Origin of the sequence: Pseudomonas fontis (genome assembly GCF_028656955.1) — a bacterium.
GTDB lineage: Bacteria > Pseudomonadota > Gammaproteobacteria > Pseudomonadales > Pseudomonadaceae > Aquipseudomonas > Aquipseudomonas fontis.
On record NZ_JAMDGY010000061.1, the window covers coordinates 60,309 to 76,515 of the forward strand.

Genomic DNA, 16,207 nt, shown 5'->3' on the forward strand with positions numbered 1-16,207 from the left:
CTCGCGCAGGGCGTCCTTCAAAGCCCTTTGAGCAAATCCGCCATATCATCGGCATGCTCTTCTTCCTGAGCCAGGATGTCCTCGAAGATGCGCCGCGTGGTCGGGTCCGATTCACCGATGTACTGGATGATCTCGCGGTAGCTGTCAATCGCGATCCGCTCCGCGACCAGGTCTTCCAGGACCATCTCCTTGAGGTTCTTGCCGGCCACATATTGGGCATGTGAGTTCTTGCTCAGGTTGTCCGGGTTCAGGTCCGGCTCACCGCCCAGTTGCACAATCCGCTCGGCCAACTTGTCGGCATGCTCCAGCTCCTGGGTGGCATGCTCGAGAAACTCGTCCGCCGCCACGCTCGCCTTGATCCCGCTGGCCATGTAGTAGTGACGCTTGTAGCGCAGTGCACAGACCCACTCAGTGGCGAGTGTCTCGTTGAGCAAACGCAGGATCTGCTCGCGGTCGGCGCTGTAGCCCTCGGTCACCGCGCCGTGCTCCACATGCTTGCGGGCACGCTCGCGCAGGGTTTTCACATCGGTCAGTTCAACGTTGCTCATCATCTTCTCCAGGTTGGATACGGTAGAAAGATTTACGCGCCAGAGGCTTTCACATCGTCTTTTTGGCGTTGTTCACAGGTCTTGAAGCCCTTGGCATCGACATGCCCGGTCGCATCGAAACGCACGTAGTAGGCCTGCTGATGCCCTTCACGGTTGAGGATGTAGTTGTTGCAGGTGCCACCATGGGGCAAGTCGATCACCGTGGACGGGCTGCCGCCAATGGCGATCACCCGCTGCATGGTCATGCCGTTTTCCACCTGCTTGACCAGTGGTTCTTCGCGGTAGGTGACGTAATCGACGGGGTTCTCCGGGCGGCTGCTGCAGCCGGCCAGGGTCGCGCTTGCCAACAGAACAGCCAGGACGTGCTTGTACATGGTGCCGCTCCCTCGTGAAGGCCGTCATGGCCCGATACACGATTGGAACCCCAGCGCGCGCCGGGAGTTCGATTGGCAGCGCCAGTGGTGTGCCTGTAGTGTGTACCGAGCCTCCACGGAACGGGAACGCCGCCCATGTCGCAAGCGCTTGCCACACGTTATCCACTGGTCCTGGTGCCGGGCATGCTCGGTTTTGTGCGCCTGCTGCTCTACCCCTACTGGTTCGGCATCGTCTCGGCATTGCGCCGGGGCGGAGCGACGGTGGTGCCGGTACAGGTCTCGCCGCTCAACAGCACCGAGGTGCGCGGCGAGCAGTTGCTGACGATCATCGAGGCCATTCGCCGTGACACCGGCGCCGACAAGGTCAACCTGCTCGGCCACAGCCAGGGTGCACTGACCGCGCGCTACGCCGCCGCCAAACGTCCGGAGTGGGTGGCCTCGGTCACCTCCATTGCCGGGCCCAACCATGGCTCGGAACTGGCCGACTACCTGCACCTGAACTACCCCGCCAGTTCGCCGCGCGGGCGCCTGCTCAAAGCCGTGCTGCATGGCCTGGGTGTGCTGATGCACTGGCTGGAGACCGGCTGGCGCGGGCCACGCCTGCCCATCGATGTGCACGCCTCGCACCACTCACTTACCCGCGAAGGCGTCGAGCGCTTCAACCTGAGTTGTCCACAGGGGCTGCCGACCACCTGGGGCGGGGAGGGCCCTTACGAGGTCAACGGCGTGCGCTACTACTCATGGTCGGGGACCCTGCAACCAGGCATCACCGACCGTGGCCTGAACCGCCTGGATGGCAGCAATCGTTTCTGCCGGCTGTTCGCCCGCAGCTTCGTGCGTGAGGCGGGGCAGTGCGATGGCATGGTCGGGCGCAACAGCTCGCACCTGGGCCAGGTGATCGGCGACAACTACCCGCTCGACCACCTGGACATCGTCAACCAGTCACTCGGCGCCGTCGGCAAGGGCGCCGAGCCGGTGCGCCTGTTTACCGAGCACGCGGCGCGCTTGCAGGCTGCGGGGCTTTGAGGCGCCGTAGCGGGGTGGTCCAGCGCTCGGCCAGGATCACCCCGGCCAGGGTCAGCAGGCCGCCGACCAGGTGATACAGCGCCAATTGCTCGTCCAGCACCACGGCGGCGATCAACGCGGTAACAATCGGCAGCAGGTTGAAGAACAGCGTCGTGCGGCTCGGCCCTAGGCGGCTGACCGCCTGCATCCAGGCCAGTGGCGCGATCATCGAGGCGAGTATGCAGGCGTACAGCACCAGGCCGATGTTGTGCAGGCTCAGCCCGGTTTTGGGTGACATCAGGTACAGCGGCAACAGCACCACGATCGCCACCAGCACTTGCAGGTACAGCAGTTGCAACGGCGGCAGGCGCAATTGCCACTTTTTCAACAGCGTGCTGTAGATGGCGTAGGCCAGGGTAGCGATCAGCATCATCGCATCGCCCAGGTTCAGGCCATGCTCGATCAGCGCGCTGAAGCTGCCACCGGACACCACCAGCAGCACCCCGGCAAAAGACACCACGGCACCCACCAGGGCCCCGGCGGTCAGCCGCTGGCCCAGGCTGATGATTGCCAGCGCGAGCGACATCAGCGGCATCAGCGAAAGGATGATGCCCATGTTGGTGGCGCTGGTGATGGACGCGGCGAAGTACGCCAGGCTCTGGTAAACCGCCATGCCGAGCACGCCGAGGATGAAGATCTTGCCCAGGTGCGGGCGGATGTTCGGCCAGTTGCGCAGCACCGGGCGCAGCAGGAAGGGGGTGAACAGCAGGCCGGCGATCAACCAGCGGTAGAAGCCGATCTCGGCCGGGAATATCGCCCCGACCGCCAGCTTGTTGACCACCGTATTGCCGGCCCAGATGAGGATTGCCAGCAGGGGGAACAGGTAATTCATGAAACAGGAACTCTGAAGGATAACGGTCGCCATTATCCGCTTGTCTGTCTCAAGGCTTATACTTCGATCCAGACAGCTCACCCATCGATCCAGACAGCTGATGCGCAAATACCTCGATATCCCGCAATTCGACGCCCTGCCGGCGCCGGTGTACTTCCGCTACGACGAGTTCGGCGCCGACACCCACAGCGCCGCGCACCAGCATGCCTGGGGCCAACTCAACTATGCCGCGCATGGGGTGATGCAACTGGAGATCGCCGGGCAGCGCTTTTTCTCGCCGCCGCAATATGCGGTGTGGATCCCGCCTGACACCGAGCACAGTTGCTACAACCCGCAGGCCATCGTCTACCGCTCGGTGTACCTGTCGCGCGAGCTGTCCCAGGGCTTGCCGGCACAGGCTTGCACGCTGGTGATCAGCGACATTCTCAAGGCGATCCTTGGCGACTTCGCCAACCGCGACCTGAATGTCGCGCACAGCCCGGCAGACCAGCGCCTGGCCGAAGTGCTGGTCGACCAGTTGCAACAGGCCCCGATGCAGACCTGCTACCTGCCTTATGCACAAAGCCCCGGCCTGCTGGCGATCCTCCAGGCGCTGCACGCCGACCCCGGCGACAACCGCCCGCTGGCGGACTGGGCGGCCAGCGTGCATGTCAGCGAACGCACCCTGGCCCGGCAGTTCATCCGCGAGCTGGGCATCAGCTTCGGCGACTGGCGCCAGCGCCTGCGCTACCTGCGGGCCATCGAGGCGCTGGAGGGCGCAAGCTCGATTCAGGAGATCGCCTTCGACCTCGGCTACAGTGCGCCATCGGCCTTCATCGCGATGTTCCAGCGCCAGGCCGGCTGTACCCCGGAGCAATACCGGCGCCAGGCCCGGCGCGGCTGAAAGCTTGTAAAAATTCTTGTCTACACTGAGTTCGAGGCTGCGCGCAGGGCGCGGCGACCAGGAGACGACTCCATGAAATTGTTGCGCGTGCCGTTGCTGCTGATTGGATTGTTGATGTGTTCACAAGGATTTGCCGATACGGCTCAACAGCAAAAGATGACCACCTGTAATGCCGACGCCAAGACCCAGGCCCTATCCGGGGATGCGCGCAAGGCATTCATGAGCAACTGCCTGAAGGCCACCCCGGCCGCAGCGGAGAAAAAGCTCACCCCGCAGCAGGAAAAAATGAAGACCTGCAACGCTGACGCCAAGACCCAGGCCCTCGCCGGTGATGCGCGCAAAGCGTTCATGAGCACCTGCCTGAAGAAATAACCTCGCCTGCGCGTGGGTCATGGTCGCCAGGCCCTGACCCGCGCCGCGTTGCCGCACGCCCCTATGCCTGTCCGCCGAAGGCTGGCAGACTGCCGGCTCTATCGTCGTGCCAGCTAGAGGTTGTATGACTTTTACCCAGCGTCAGGTGATCCTGGCCAGTTGGATCATCGTGTTCGGCGGGCTGTTGCTGGTGTTGCCGCTCAAGCTGCTGCCGAGCCTGTTGGCCGGGTTGCTGGTGTTCGAACTGGTGAACATGCTCACGCCCAAGCTGCAGCACCTGATTGCCGGGGAGCGTGCGCGCTGGCTGGCCGTAGCGTTGCTGGGCACCTTGATTGTCAGCGTGCTGACCCTGCTGTTTGCCGGGGCGATCAGCTTCCTGCTGCACGAGGCGGAAAACCCGGGGGCGTCGCTGGACAAGTTCATGCTGCTGGTGGACCAGGCGCGCGGGCAGTTGCCGCCGTTCGTGGACTCCTACCTGCCGGCCAGTGCAGCCGAGTTCAAGGTGGCCATTGGTGAATGGCTGAAGAAGCACCTGGGTGAATTGCAACTGGTGGGCAAGGGCGCGGCGCACATGTTCGTGACCTTGCTGATCGGCATGATCCTCGGGGCGATCGTGGCCTTGCAGCGCATTCCGGACATCTCCAAGCGCAAGCCGCTGGCGTCTGCCTTGTTCGAGCGGTTGTCGCTGCTGGTGCAGGCGTTTCGCAATATCGTCTTTGCGCAGATCAAGATCTCGCTGCTCAACACCGCGTTTACCGGGATCTTCCTGGCGGTGGTGTTGCCGTTGTTCGACGTGCACCTGCCGTTGACCAAGACGCTGATCGTGCTGACCTTCCTGCTGGGGTTGTTGCCGGTGATCGGCAACCTGATGTCGAACACCCTGATCACGATTGTCGGCTTGTCGTTGTCGATCTGGGTGGCGATGGCGGCGCTGGGCTACCTGATCGTTATCCACAAGGTCGAGTACTTCCTCAACGCGCGGATTGTCGGTGGGCAGATCAGTGCCAAGTCGTGGGAGTTGCTGCTGGCGATGCTGATCTTCGAGGCAGCGTTCGGGCTGCCGGGGGTGGTGGCGGGGCCGATCTACTATGCGTACCTGAAGAGTGAATTGAAGCGGGCGGAATTGGTGTAGGCCGCCATCGCTGGCAAGGCCAGCTCCCACAATGATGGCATGATGCAAAACCCTGTGGGAGCTGGCCTTGCCAGCGATGGGCCGCACAGCGGCCCTCAGCCGTAACGCTTGCGCGCCTCAATGGCCAAGCCGCTGCCAATGCTGCCGAAGATGTTGCCTTCCACGTGCCGCGCCTGCGGCAGCATCGCCGCCACGCTCTGGCGCAGTGCCGGGATGCCGCTCGAACCGCCGGTGAAGAACACCGTATCCACCTGCTCGACGCTTACGCCAGCCTTGCGCAGCAGCTCATCGACGCTGCCGCGCACGCGGCTCAGCAGGTTCTCGATCGACGCTTCGAACAACGCCCGACTCAGGTCGACTTCCAGGCCTTTCTCGACTCGGCTCAGGTCCACCAAGCGGTTCTGCGCGTGGGTCAGCTCGATCTTGGTCTCTTCCACTTCCATCGCCAGCCAGTGCCCGGCGCGCTGCTCGATCAGCTTGAACAGGCGGTCGATGCCGCCCGTGTCCTCGATGTCATAGCGCATGTTGCCCAGCGCCAGTTGGGACTTTTGCGAGTACACCGAGTTGATGGTGTGCCAGGTGGCCAGGTTCAGGTGATAGCTGGTCGGCATCAGTGCCTGGCTCTTCATCCGGCTGCCATAGCCGAACAGCGGCATCACGCCTTGCAGGCTCAGTTGCTTGTCGAAGTCGGTGCCGCCGATGTGCACGCCGCCGGTGGCGAGGATGTCGTTCTGGCGGTCGTCGAGCATGTGCCGCTCAGGGGCCAGGCGCACCAGCGAGAAGTCCGAGGTACCGCCGCCGATGTCGACGATCAGTACCAGCTCTTCCTTGTCGATACCCGACTCGTAGTCGAAGGCTGCGGCAATCGGCTCGTACTGGAACGACACGTTCTTGAAGCCGATCTTCTTCGCTACTTGCGCCAGGGTGTCTTCAGCTTCCTGGTCGGCGGCGGCATCGTCATCGACGAAGAACACCGGGCGGCCCAGCACCACGTCATCGAAGGCGCGGCCGGCATTGGCTTCGGCGCGTTTTTTCAGCTCGCCGATGAACATCCCCAGCAAGTCCTTGAACGGCAGCGCGGTGCCCAGCACGCTGGTGTCGTGCTTGATCAGCTTGGAGCCCAGCAGGCTCTTGAGCGAGCGCATCAGGCGCCCTTCGTAGCCTTCCAGGTACTCGTGCAGCGCCAGGCGGCCGTAGGCCGGGCGACGCTCCTCGATATTGAAGAACACCACCGAGGGCAAGGTGATCTTGCCGTCTTCCAGGGCGATCAGCGTTTCCTCGCCCGGGCGATGCCAGCCGACGGTGGAGTTGGAGGTGCCGAAGTCGATGCCGCAGGCGCGGGCCGGGGTGGGGTGACTCATTGCAAGAGCTTCCGGGGGAAAAACGGCCGCGCAGTGTATGCCAGCCGGCGACAGAATCAAGACCGAATATCTGCTCGACAGCAATCCGCTGCCCACCTTGAAAGGCTATGCTTGACCCCAATCTTCATTGCAGTGATGAATTCGACAACTTTGGTGATGGCTTAGATGGACTTCAAAGACTATTACAAAATACTTGGCGTAGAGCCCACGGCGGATGACAAGGCGATCAAGACCGCCTACCGCAAGCTCGCGCGCAAGTATCACCCCGACGTCAGCAAAGAGCGTGACGCGGAAGACAAATTCAAGGAGGCCAACGAGGCCTACGAGGCCTTGAGCAGCCCGGAAAAACGCGCCGAATACGACGAACTGCGCAAATACGGCCAGCACGGCCGGCCGTTCCAGGGTCCACCTGGCTGGCAAAGCCGTGGCGGTGCCGGTGCTGGTGGTGACGGCGGCTTTGGCGGCGGTGGTGACTTCTCGGACTTCTTCAGCTCCATCTTCGGTTCGGCCGGGCGTGGCGGTAATGGCAATCCCTTTGGCCGTGGCCAGCAACAGAGTGCCGGTCGGCGGGGGCAGGACGTGGAAATGGAACTGGCGATTTTCCTGGAGGAAACCCTCTCCAACGAGTCGAAGAAGATCAGCTTCCAGGTCCCGCAGTACAACGCGGCGGGCCAGCGTACCGGTGACACCACCAAGACCCTGAACGTGAAGATTCCGGCCGGGGTGACCGACGGCGAGCGCATCCGCCTCAAGGGCCAGGGCGCACCGGGCGTGGGCGGCGGGGCGAATGGCGACCTGTACCTGATCATTCGCCTGGCACCTCATCCGCTGTTCGATGTCGAAGACCATGACCTGATCATCACGGTGCCGCTGGCGCCGTGGGAAGCGGCCTTGGGCACCAAGGTCGAGATGCCGACGCTGACCGGCAAGGTCAACCTGACCATTCGTCCGGACAGCCAGAGCGGCCAGCGTTTGCGCATCAAGGGCATGGGCCTGAGCAACAAGCAGGGCCAGCGTGGCGATTTGTATGCACAGTTGAAGGTGGTGATGCCTGCGCAGTCGGACGAGGCGACCCGTGAGCTGTGGAGCAAACTGTCGGAGAAGGCCGGGTTCAACCCGCGAACTCAATGGAGTAAGTGACCATGAGCAGTACCCTGATCGTTCAACTGGACATGCACACCCTGTGTCAGGAAGCCGATTTGACTGAGGCTTACGTGATCGAGATCGTCGAGCACGGCATTGTTGAACCGTCGGGGCGAACGCCGCAGGAGTGGGTGTTCGACGACCGCGCGCCGGTGCTGGTCAAGCGTGCGGCCAAGCTGCACCACGAGCTTGAGCTGGAATGGGAAGGTGTGGCGCTGGCGCTGGAGTTGCTGGAGGAAGTGCAGCAACTGCGCAGTGAGAACTCGATGTTGAAGCAGCGGCTGGGGCGGTTTGTGCAGGGCTGACGCCTGCGACCGCTTCGCGGCCGTTCGCCGGCAAGGCCGGCTCCCACAGTGATTGTGGTGATGCAAACACTTCAGGGAACTAGCCTCCCACAGTGATTGCGGTGATGCAGGCACCTCTGGGACCTGGCCTCCCACAGTGATTGGCATGATGCAAAACCCTGTGGGAGCCGGCCTTGCCGGCGATGAGGCCCTTCAGCGCTCTCAATGGTTTGGCTCAGCGCCCGGATTCAGGATCAACTGCATAAACGTCAAATCCAGCCAGCGCCCGAATTTCACCCCCACTTGCGGCAGGGTCCCGTTCAAGGTGAACCCCAGCCGCTCATGCAGGCGCACCGACGCCGCATTGCCACTTTCAATCGCCGCCACCATCACATGCTTGCCACAGCCCCTGGCGCGTTCGATCAGGGCTTCCATCAGCTTCGGCCCCAAGCCATTGCCACGCTGATCGGCGCGGATATACACCGAATGCTCCACCGTGTGGCGAAAGCCCTCAAACGGGCGCCAGTCGCCAAACGATGAATAGCCCAGCACGTCCCCCGCCGCATCTACCGCCACCAGGATCGGGTACTGCTGCGCCTGGCGTGCATCGAACCAGGCCTGGCGGTTGCCCAGGTCGACCGGTTGTTCGTTCCAGATCGCCGTGGTGTTGAGCACGGCGTCGTTGTAGATGTCACGAATGTCGGGCAGGTCGGCAGGCACGGCATCGCGGATCAGGTAGGTCATGGCAGGTTCTCGAAAGCGTGAGCAGGTCGTCAGATTAAATGGTTACCAGGCCGCGTACACCCTCGGCCTCCATGTTTTCACCACGCCCCTGCTGGACGATTTCGCCCCGCGACATCACCAGGTACTGGTCAGCCAGCTCCGCCGCAAAGTCGTAGAACTGCTCCACCAGCAGGATCGCCATGTCGCCGCGTGCGGCCAGCTTGGCGATCACCGCGCCGATCTCCTTGATCACCGAAGGCTGGATGCCTTCGGTGGGTTCGTCGAGGATCAACAGGCGTGGACGGCTGGCCAGGGCGCGGCCGATCGCCAGTTGCTGCTGCTGGCCGCCAGAGAGGTCGCCGCCACGCCGGTGCTTCATCTGCAGCAGCACCGGGAACAGTTCGTAGATGAAGGGCGGGACGGCCTTGGCCTGCTTGGCGCCAAAGCGCGACAGGCCCATCAGCAGGTTCTCTTCGACGGTCAGGCGCGGGAAGATCTCCCGGCCTTGCGGCACGTAGGCGATGCCGGCGTGTACGCGCTGGTGCGGCTTGAAGCCGGTGATGGCCTGGCCTTCCCAGTGCACGCTGCCTTCGCGAGCAGGCAACAGGCCCATCAGGCAACGCAGCAGGGTGGTCTTGCCGACGCCATTGCGTCCGAGCAGGCAGGTGACTTCTCCGACCTTGGCCTCGAAGGACAGGCCGCGCAGGATGTGGCTGCCGCCGTAGTATTGGTGCAGGGAATCGATCTTCAGCATGGTTGTGGTCCTTGTGTTGCCTGGGCTGGCCAATCGCCGGCAATGCCGGCTCCCACAGGGGTGCTGCGGGGGGCTGAGGAAACTGTGGGAGCCGGCCTGGCCGGCGATGCTCTACCGGCCGAGGTACACCTCGATCACCCGGTCATCCGCCTGCACCTGCTCAAGCGACCCCTCCGCCAGCACACTGCCCTGGTGCAGCACCGTGACATGGTCGGCAATGCTGCCGACAAAGCCCATGTCATGCTCCACCACCATCAGCGAATGCTTGCCGGCCAGGCTTTTGAACAGCTCGGCGGTAAACGCGGTCTCGGCATCGGTCATGCCCGCCACCGGCTCGTCGAGCAACAGCAACTGCGGGTCTTGCATCAGCAACATGCCGATCTCCAGGAACTGCTTCTGCCCATGCGAGAGCAACCCCGCCAGACGATGCTGCGACGCCTCCAGGCGGATGGTGCCCAGCACCTCGTCGATACGGTCGCGCTGCTCGCCGCTCAAGCGCGCCCGCAGGCTCGCCCACACCGACTTGTCGGTCTTCTGCGCCAGCTCCAGGTTCTCGTACACGGTCAGTGCCTCGAACACCGTCGGCTTCTGGAACTTGCGGCCAATTCCCGACTGGGCAATCTCCACCTCGCTCATGCGGGTCAGGTCCAGGGTGTCGCCAAACCAGGCCTTGCCGGTGGAGGGGCGGGTCTTGCCGGTGATCACGTCCATCAATGTGGTCTTGCCCGCGCCGTTGGGCCCGATGATGCAGCGCAACTCACCCACGCCGATGTACAGGTTCAGCGCATTGAGCGCCTTGAAACCATCGAAGCTGACGCTGATGTCCTCCAGTGTCAGCACCGTGCCGTGACGCACATCCAACCCAGGCTGGCGCAGCTGGCCCAGGCCGATGGCGTCGCGACCCGCGCCGTCGATGATCGGTTCGAGCATGAATTCCGGGTGCACGACCGGCAGTGGCACAGTTCTCATTGTTCGCCCCTTTTCTTCAGTAAACCGACCACGCCCTTGGGCAGGTACAGGGTGACCAGGATGAACAGCGCGCCAAGGAAGAACAGCCAGAATTCCGGGAACGCCACGGTGAACCAGCTCTTCATGCCATTGACCAGCCCGGCCCCCAGCAGCGGCCCGATCAGCGTGCCGCGCCCTCCGAGGGCAACCCACACGGCGGCTTCAATGGAGTTGGTCGGCGACATTTCGCTGGGGTTGATGATGCCCACCTGCGGCACGTACAAGGCCCCGGCCAGGCCGCACAGCACCGCACTCAACACCCAGACGAACAGCTTGAACCCGCGTGGGTCGTAGCCGCAGAACATCAGGCGATTCTCCGCATCGCGCAGCGCCGTCAGCACCCGGCCGAACTTGCTGCGCGCCAGCCGCCAGCCGATCAGCAGGCTGGCCAGCAGCAACGCCACGGTCAGCAGGAACAGCACCGCGCGGGTGCCCTGCGAGGTGATCTCGAAGCCGAGGATGCTGCGAAAATTGGTGAAACCGTTGTTGCCGCCAAAGCCGGTCTCGTTGCGAAAGAACAGCAGCATGCCGGCGAAGGTCAGCGCCTGGGTCATGATCGAGAAGTACACGCCCTTGATTCGCGAACGGAAGGCAAAGTAGCCGAACACCAGCGCCAGCAGCCCCGGCGCCAGCACCACCAGGCACAGCGCCCAGGCAAAGTGCTGGGTGCCGGCCCAGTACCAGGGCAGTTCGCTCCAGGACAGGAAGGTCATGAACGCCGGCAGGCTGTCGCCGGCCGCCTCGCGCATCAGGTACATGCCCATGGCATAGCCACCCAGGGCGAAGAACAGCCCGTGGCCCAGCGAAAGCAAACCGGCATAGCCCCAGACCAGGTCCAGGGCCAGGGCAACGATGGCGTAGCAGAGGATCTTGCCGACCAGCGTCAGGGTGTAGGCCGACACCTGCAGGCTGTGCCCAGCGGGCAGCAGCGACAGCAATGGCAAGGCGATCAACAGCAGCAGCACGATGGCGCCGATGGCCAGGGAAAGTCGTGGCCCGGCTTTTTGCGCAGCAGTGACAAGCAGTGGCTGGTTCATCAGTCGATTACCCGTCCCTTGAGGGCGAACAGGCCTTGCGGACGCTTCTGGATGAACAGAATGATCAGCGCAAGGATGAGGATCTTGCCCAGCACCGCACCTATCTGCGGCTCCAGCAATTTGTTGGCGATGCCCAGGCCGAATGCCGCCCAGAGGCTGCCGGCGAGTTGCCCGACACCGCCGAGCACCACCACCAGGAACGAGTCGATGATGTAGCTCTGGCCCAGGTCCGGGCCGACGTTGCCGATCTGGCTCAGGGCCACGCCACCGAGCCCGGCGATGCCCGAACCGAGGCCGAAGGCGAGCATGTCCACGCGCCCGGTGGGCACGCCGCAGCAGGCGGCCATGTTGCGGTTCTGGGTGACGGCGCGCACGTTCAGGCCCAGGCGGGTGCGGTTGAGCAGCAGCCAGGTCAGCAGCACCACGCACAGGGCAAAGCCGATGATGACGATGCGGCTGTACGGCAGCACCAGGTTCGGCAGCACCTGCAGGCCGCCGGAGAGCCAGCCCGGGTTGGCGACTTCGACGTTCTGCGCGCCGAAGATCAGGCGGATCGCCTGGATCAGGATCAGGCTGATGCCCCAGGTGGCGAGCAGGGTTTCCAGCGGTCGGCCATACAGGTGGCGGATCACCGTGCGCTCCAGCAGCATGCCGACCCCGGCACTCACGGCGAAAGCCGCAGGCAGCGCCAACAGGGGATAGAACTCCAGGGCGCCGGGGGCGTAGCGTTGCACCAGCACCTGTACCACGTAGGTGGTGTAGGCGCCGAGCATGAGCATCTCGCCGTGGGCCATGTTGATCACCCCGAGCAGGCCGAAGGTGATCGCCAGGCCAAGGGCCGCGAGCAGCAGGATCGAGCCCAGCGACAGGCCGCTGAAAGCCTGGCCGAGCAGTTCGCCGATCAGCAGCTTGCGCTTGACCTGGGCGAGGCTGGTTTCGGCGGCCGTGCGCACGCCGGCATCGGTTTCCACGGCCGGGTCGAGCAGGGTTTCGAGGCGGGTGCGGGCCATCGGGTCGCCGGTTTCGCCGAGCAGGCGCACCGCCGCCAGGCGCACGGCCGGGTTGCTGTCGGCCAGTTGCAGGTTGGCCAGGGCCAGGCCGAGGGCGGCGTGCACGGCGGCGTCGGGCTCGCCGGCGAAGCGCCGGTCGAGGAAGGCCACTTGCGCCGGTTGTGCGGATTTCTGCAATTGCCGGGCGGCGGCCAGGCGCAGGGTGGCGTCGTCGCTGAGCAACTGGTGGCTGGCCAGGGCATTGTCGAGCAGGCCGCGCAGACGATTGTTCAGGCGCAGCTTGCGCGTATCGTCGGCGCCGAGGCGGCCTTGCTGCATCGCGCTCAGCAGTGCCAGCCGGGCCGGGTCGGGTTGCGCCGCCCAGGCCTGGAGCAGGCTGGCCTGTTCGTTGGGCTTGGCGGCGATGAAGAAGTCGGCGTCACCTGCCTGGGCGGCCAGGGGCAGCAACAGGAGCAGGGCGAGGAGTGCCTTGAGCATGGCGGGGTCCTTGTGGTGTTCGTTCGGGCCAATCGCCGGCAAGGCCGGCTCCCACAGGTTCATCGGGTGGGGCTACAGGTGTGGGAGCCGGCCTTGCCGGCGATAGGGCCCTAAAGGTCAGTTACCTTTCACGGCATAGTCCGGGCGCTTGTCATTGCCCGGAATGAACGGGCTCCACGGCTGCGCCCGCACCGGTGACTCGGTCTCCCAGACCACGTTGAACTGCCCGTCATCCTGGATCTCGCCGATCATCACCGGCTTGTGCAGGTGATGATTGGTCTTGTCCATGGTCAGGGTGAAGCCCGACGGCGCCTTGAACGACTGCCCGGCCAACGCCTCGCGGACCTTGTCGACATCGGTGGACTTGGCCTTCTCCACGGCCTGCGCCCACATGTGAATGCCCACGTAGGTGGCCTCCATCGGGTCGTTGGTCACCGCCTTGTCCGCCCCCGGCAGGTTCTTGGCCTTGGCGTAGGCTTTCCAGTCAGAGACGAACTGGGTGTTCACCGGGTTCTCTACCGACTCGAAGTAGTTCCACGCGGCCAGGTGGCCCACCAGCGGCTTGGCGTCGATGCCGCGCAGTTCTTCCTCGCCCACCGAGAACGCCACCACCGGCACATCGGTCGCCTTCAGCCCCTGGTTGGCCAGCTCCTTGTAGAACGGCACGTTGGAGTCGCCGTTGACCGTGGAGATCACTGCCGTCTTGCCACCGGCGGAGAACTTCTTGATGTTGGCGACGATGGTCTGGTAGTCGCTGTGACCGAACGGCGTGTAGACCTCTTCGATGTCCTTGTCGGCTACGCCTTTGCTGTGCAGGAAGGCCCGCAGGATCTTGTTGGTGGTGCGCGGGTAGACGTAGTCGGTACCCAGCAGGAAGTAGCGCTTGGCCGCGCCGCCTTCTTCGCTCATCAGGTATTCCACCGCCGGGATGGCCTGCTGGTTGGGCGCTGCGCCGGTGTAGAAGACGTTCGGCGACATCTCTTCACCTTCGTATTGCACCGGGTAGAACAGCAGCCCGTTGAGCTCCTCGAACACCGGCAGCACTGACTTGCGCGACACCGAGGTCCAGCAGCCGAACACTACCGCGACCTTGTCCTGGGTCAGCAACTGGCGGCTCTTTTCCGCGAACAACGGCCAGTTCGACGCCGGGTCGACCACCACCGCTTCGAGCATCTTGCCGTTCACGCCACCCTTGGCGTTGATCTGCTCGATGGTCATGAGGGCCATGTCCTTGAGCGAGGTTTCGGAAATCGCCATGGTGCCCGACAGCGAATGCAGGATGCCGACCTTGATGGTCTCGGCGGCCTGGATACTCCAGCTCAACCCCATGGCCGCGATGGACGCGCTGAGGGTAAAGGCCTTGATCAGACTGCGACGCTTCATAAGTGCTCTCTCCGATGAGTTCGAATGTTCTGGTTTGGCAGACGACGACTTCGGGAGAGAGCATTAGCAAGTGGTGTGCCGACTTGTGTACAAGCTGAAAAGCCCCGGTTTACGGGGCTTTTGTCGGCTTTTTGCGCACCGCGCTGGAACGTCGCGGTGCGTTCGGCGGGGCGGTTGCGCCGTGCTGGTGCGCAACCGCAGGGGGCGGGCTCAGTCGGCTTGCGCCTGCAATTGCTGCTGGCGATTGCGGCGCACGAACTGGTAGGTGACGGCCAGCAGCACGAACCAGATCGGCGTGACGATCAGGGCCTGGCGGGTGTCGCTTTCCAGGCTCAGCAGCACCAGGATGCCGGCGAAGAAGGCCAGGCAGGCCCAGCACATGAAGCGCCCACCGGGCATCTTGTACTTCGAGGCCTGGTGCAGGGCGTCGCGCTCCTTGCGGTAGGTCAGGTACGACAGCAGGATCAGCGACCAGACGAACATGAACAGGATCGCCGACACCGTGGTCACCAGGGTGAAGGCTTCGATCAGGTCGGGGATCACGTACATCAGCGCCGCGCCCAGCAGCAGGCAGGTGCACGAGAAGTACAGGCCGTTGGCCGGCACGTCACGCTTGGACAGGGTTTCGAAGCGCTTCGGTGCATCGCCCTGCTGGGCCAGGCCGAAGAGCATGCGGCTGGTGGAGAACACCCCGCTGTTGGCCGAGGACGCCGCCGAGGTCAGCACCACGAAGTTGATGATGCTCGCCGCAGCCGGCAGGCCGGCAAGGATGAACAGTTCAACGAACGGGCTCTTGCCGGGCACCACGTCACGCCATGGGGTGACCGCCATGATCGCGATCAGCGCCAGCACGTAGAACATGATGATGCGGATCGGGATCGAGTTGATGGCGCGGGGCAGGGTGCGCTCGGGGTTCTTCGCTTCGGCGGCGGTAGTGCCGACCAGCTCGATACCGACGAAGGCGAACACGGCGATCTGGAAGCCCGCGAAGAAGCCCATCAGGCCGTGCGGGAACATGCCGTCGTCATTCCACAGGTTGGCCAGGTTGGCGGTGCTGCCGGCGGGCGACTGGAAGCCAACGACGACCATGTACAGGCCGGTGCCGACCAGCGCCAGGATGGCGACGATCTTGATCATGGCGAACCAGAATTCGATCTCGCCGAAGAGTTTTACCGTGATCAGGTTCAGTGACAGCAGCACGCCGACGCAGGCCAGGGCGGGCGCCCATTGGGGCAGGTCGGGGAACCAGAACTGTGAATAGGCGGCGATGGCGATCACGTCGGCTATGCCGGTGATGATCCAGCAGAACCAGTAGGTCCAGCCGGTGAAGTAGCCGGCCCAGGGCCCGAGCAGGTCGGCGGAGAAATCGATGAAGGACTTGTAGTTGAGGTTCGACAGCAGCAGTTCGCCCATGGCGCGCATGACGAAGAACAGCATGAAGCCGATGATCATGTAGACGAAGATGATCGAGGGGCCGGCGAGGCTGATGGTCTTGCCCGAACCCATGAACAGGCCGGTGCCGATAGCGCCGCCGATGGCGATCAACTGGATGTGGCGGTTGCTGAGGTTGCGTTGCAGATGGTGTTCGGTGGCTTCGGTTGGTTCGGGGTTTGAGGTCCGGGTCATGGGCTGCATTCCATTGGGGTTCAGTCTTCTTGTGCTTTAGAGCGCCGGTTAACTTAACACGCTCGTTTCGCGGCGTGGCGCGACAAGTCGTCTCAACCTGGGGGCCTCATCGCGGGAGTAGCCGCTGCCGTGAGGCTGCGCTCGCCTGCATGGCAGGCGCCGCCTTTGGGAGCCCTGCGGGCTCCAGCGCAGCCT

The 16,207-nt window shown here is 63.8% G+C and carries 17 protein-coding genes; 6 read left to right on the forward strand and 11 right to left on the reverse strand.

From position 1 onward, the window contains the following. Positions 1 to 17 precede the first annotated feature (17 nt). Together M5G11_RS19255 and osmE are read right to left on the reverse strand one after the other, a co-directional pair. Positions 18 to 548: a ferritin-like domain-containing protein gene (locus tag M5G11_RS19255; protein ID WP_273910777.1), complete on the reverse strand. Its 531-nt coding sequence runs from the start codon at positions 546 to 548 to the stop codon at positions 18 to 20. 32 nt (positions 549 to 580) lie between these two features. Further along, entirely contained in the window at positions 581 to 922 is a 342-nt protein-coding gene (osmE, locus tag M5G11_RS19260; RefSeq protein WP_273910778.1) for an osmotically-inducible lipoprotein OsmE, read from the reverse strand. Between the two features lie 135 nt (positions 923 to 1,057). On the opposite strand from osmE, the gene M5G11_RS19265 reads away from it, so the two are divergent. After that, positions 1,058 to 1,948, forward strand: coding sequence for an esterase/lipase family protein (locus M5G11_RS19265; protein ID WP_273910779.1), 891 nt, complete (start codon positions 1,058 to 1,060; stop codon positions 1,946 to 1,948). Here M5G11_RS19265 and M5G11_RS19270 read toward each other — a convergent pair. Next, positions 1,908 to 2,819, reverse strand: a complete 912-nt coding sequence (locus M5G11_RS19270; protein ID WP_273910780.1) for a DMT family transporter — start codon at positions 2,817 to 2,819, stop codon at positions 1,908 to 1,910. The genes M5G11_RS19265 and M5G11_RS19270 overlap by 41 nt on opposite strands. 97 nt (positions 2,820 to 2,916) lie before the next feature. Between M5G11_RS19270 and M5G11_RS19275 the strand changes: the two genes are divergently transcribed. The 3 genes from M5G11_RS19275 to M5G11_RS19285 all read left to right on the forward strand — a co-directional run bounded on the left by M5G11_RS19275 (position 2,917) and on the right by M5G11_RS19285 (position 5,206). Further along, entirely contained in the window at positions 2,917 to 3,702 is a 786-nt protein-coding gene (locus tag M5G11_RS19275; protein WP_273910793.1) for an AraC family transcriptional regulator, read from the forward strand. A 72-nt stretch (positions 3,703 to 3,774) separates the two neighbouring features. Then, a complete protein-coding gene (locus M5G11_RS19280) occupies positions 3,775 to 4,074 on the forward strand; it encodes a PsiF family protein (protein ID WP_273910781.1) in 300 nt (99 codons plus the stop codon). A gap of 124 nt (positions 4,075 to 4,198) precedes the next feature. Further along, on the forward strand, positions 4,199 to 5,206 hold the full coding sequence (locus M5G11_RS19285; RefSeq protein WP_273910782.1) for an AI-2E family transporter: 1,008 nt from the start codon (positions 4,199 to 4,201) through the stop codon (positions 5,204 to 5,206). Positions 5,207 to 5,301: 95 nt separating this feature from the next. Here M5G11_RS19285 and M5G11_RS19290 read toward each other — a convergent pair whose 3' ends face one another. Next, positions 5,302 to 6,567, reverse strand: a complete 1,266-nt coding sequence (locus M5G11_RS19290; RefSeq protein ID WP_273910783.1) for an Hsp70 family protein — start codon at positions 6,565 to 6,567, stop codon at positions 5,302 to 5,304. A 165-nt stretch (positions 6,568 to 6,732) separates the two neighbouring features. Between M5G11_RS19290 and cbpA the strand changes: the two genes are divergently transcribed. Both cbpA and M5G11_RS19300 read left to right on the forward strand, forming a co-directional pair. Beyond that, positions 6,733 to 7,707 (forward strand): curved DNA-binding protein, encoded by a 975-nt coding sequence (gene cbpA, locus M5G11_RS19295; RefSeq protein WP_273910784.1) that lies wholly within the window; start codon positions 6,733 to 6,735, stop codon positions 7,705 to 7,707. 2 nt (positions 7,708 to 7,709) lie between these two features. Further along, positions 7,710 to 8,015 (forward strand): chaperone modulator CbpM, encoded by a 306-nt coding sequence (locus M5G11_RS19300; RefSeq protein ID WP_273910785.1) that lies wholly within the window; start codon positions 7,710 to 7,712, stop codon positions 8,013 to 8,015. Between the two features lie 201 nt (positions 8,016 to 8,216). Here the strand turns inward: M5G11_RS19300 and M5G11_RS19305 are convergent, their stop codons facing one another. The 7 genes from M5G11_RS19305 to cycA form a co-directional block, all read right to left on the reverse strand. After that, positions 8,217 to 8,738 carry a GNAT family N-acetyltransferase gene (locus tag M5G11_RS19305; RefSeq protein WP_273910786.1) on the reverse strand — a complete coding sequence of 174 codons (522 nt, stop codon included), beginning with the start codon at positions 8,736 to 8,738 and terminating at the stop codon, positions 8,217 to 8,219. A 34-nt stretch (positions 8,739 to 8,772) separates the two neighbouring features. Beyond that, positions 8,773 to 9,471 carry an urea ABC transporter ATP-binding subunit UrtE gene (gene urtE / locus M5G11_RS19310; RefSeq protein ID WP_273910787.1) on the reverse strand — a complete coding sequence of 233 codons (699 nt, stop codon included), beginning with the start codon at positions 9,469 to 9,471 and terminating at the stop codon, positions 8,773 to 8,775. Between the two features lie 111 nt (positions 9,472 to 9,582). Beyond that, on the reverse strand, positions 9,583 to 10,440 hold the full coding sequence (urtD, locus tag M5G11_RS19315) for an urea ABC transporter ATP-binding protein UrtD (RefSeq protein ID WP_273910788.1): 858 nt from the start codon (positions 10,438 to 10,440) through the stop codon (positions 9,583 to 9,585). Next, a complete protein-coding gene (urtC, locus tag M5G11_RS19320) occupies positions 10,437 to 11,516 on the reverse strand; it encodes an urea ABC transporter permease subunit UrtC (RefSeq protein WP_273910789.1) in 1,080 nt (359 codons plus the stop codon). The genes urtD and urtC overlap by 4 nt, the downstream gene beginning before the upstream one ends. Beyond that, on the reverse strand, positions 11,516 to 13,003 hold the full coding sequence (urtB, locus tag M5G11_RS19325) for an urea ABC transporter permease subunit UrtB (RefSeq protein ID WP_273910794.1): 1,488 nt from the start codon (positions 13,001 to 13,003) through the stop codon (positions 11,516 to 11,518). Before urtB ends, urtC begins: the two co-directional genes overlap by 1 nt. Before the next feature lie 117 nt (positions 13,004 to 13,120). Beyond that, the gene (urtA, locus tag M5G11_RS19330) at positions 13,121 to 14,386 is read right to left on the reverse strand and encodes an urea ABC transporter substrate-binding protein (protein ID WP_273910790.1); all 1,266 of its coding nucleotides are present in this window, start codon (positions 14,384 to 14,386) and stop codon (positions 13,121 to 13,123) included. A gap of 210 nt (positions 14,387 to 14,596) precedes the next feature. Continuing rightward, a complete protein-coding gene (cycA, locus tag M5G11_RS19335) occupies positions 14,597 to 16,012 on the reverse strand; it encodes a D-serine/D-alanine/glycine transporter (protein ID WP_273910791.1) in 1,416 nt (471 codons plus the stop codon). Between the last annotated feature and the right edge of the window lie 195 nt (positions 16,013 to 16,207).

What these genes read in the sequence shown, in the direction of transcription:
- urtD (WP_273910788.1), bottom strand. Translation starts at nt 10,440, where the DNA reads ATGAGAACTGTGCCACTGCCGGTCGTGCACCCGGAATTCATGCTCGAA.
- cbpA (WP_273910784.1), top strand. Translation starts at nt 6,733, where the DNA reads ATGGACTTCAAAGACTATTACAAAATACTTGGCGTAGAGCCCACGGCG.
- osmE (WP_273910778.1), bottom strand. Translation starts at nt 922, where the DNA reads ATGTACAAGCACGTCCTGGCTGTTCTGTTGGCAAGCGCGACCCTGGCC.
- M5G11_RS19285 (WP_273910782.1), top strand. Translation starts at nt 4,199, where the DNA reads ATGACTTTTACCCAGCGTCAGGTGATCCTGGCCAGTTGGATCATCGTG.
- M5G11_RS19300 (WP_273910785.1), top strand. Translation starts at nt 7,710, where the DNA reads ATGAGCAGTACCCTGATCGTTCAACTGGACATGCACACCCTGTGTCAG.
- urtE (WP_273910787.1), bottom strand. Translation starts at nt 9,471, where the DNA reads ATGCTGAAGATCGATTCCCTGCACCAATACTACGGCGGCAGCCACATC.
- urtC (WP_273910789.1), bottom strand. Translation starts at nt 11,516, where the DNA reads ATGAACCAGCCACTGCTTGTCACTGCTGCGCAAAAAGCCGGGCCACGA.
- urtB (WP_273910794.1), bottom strand. Translation starts at nt 13,003, where the DNA reads ATGCTCAAGGCACTCCTCGCCCTGCTCCTGTTGCTGCCCCTGGCCGCC.
- M5G11_RS19280 (WP_273910781.1), top strand. Translation starts at nt 3,775, where the DNA reads ATGAAATTGTTGCGCGTGCCGTTGCTGCTGATTGGATTGTTGATGTGT.
- M5G11_RS19290 (WP_273910783.1), bottom strand. Translation starts at nt 6,567, where the DNA reads ATGAGTCACCCCACCCCGGCCCGCGCCTGCGGCATCGACTTCGGCACC.
- M5G11_RS19255 (WP_273910777.1), bottom strand. Translation starts at nt 548, where the DNA reads ATGAGCAACGTTGAACTGACCGATGTGAAAACCCTGCGCGAGCGTGCC.
- M5G11_RS19305 (WP_273910786.1), bottom strand. Translation starts at nt 8,738, where the DNA reads ATGACCTACCTGATCCGCGATGCCGTGCCTGCCGACCTGCCCGACATT.
- urtA (WP_273910790.1), bottom strand. Translation starts at nt 14,386, where the DNA reads ATGAAGCGTCGCAGTCTGATCAAGGCCTTTACCCTCAGCGCGTCCATC.
- M5G11_RS19270 (WP_273910780.1), bottom strand. Translation starts at nt 2,819, where the DNA reads ATGAATTACCTGTTCCCCCTGCTGGCAATCCTCATCTGGGCCGGCAAT.
- cycA (WP_273910791.1), bottom strand. Translation starts at nt 16,012, where the DNA reads ATGACCCGGACCTCAAACCCCGAACCAACCGAAGCCACCGAACACCAT.
- M5G11_RS19265 (WP_273910779.1), top strand. Translation starts at nt 1,058, where the DNA reads ATGTCGCAAGCGCTTGCCACACGTTATCCACTGGTCCTGGTGCCGGGC.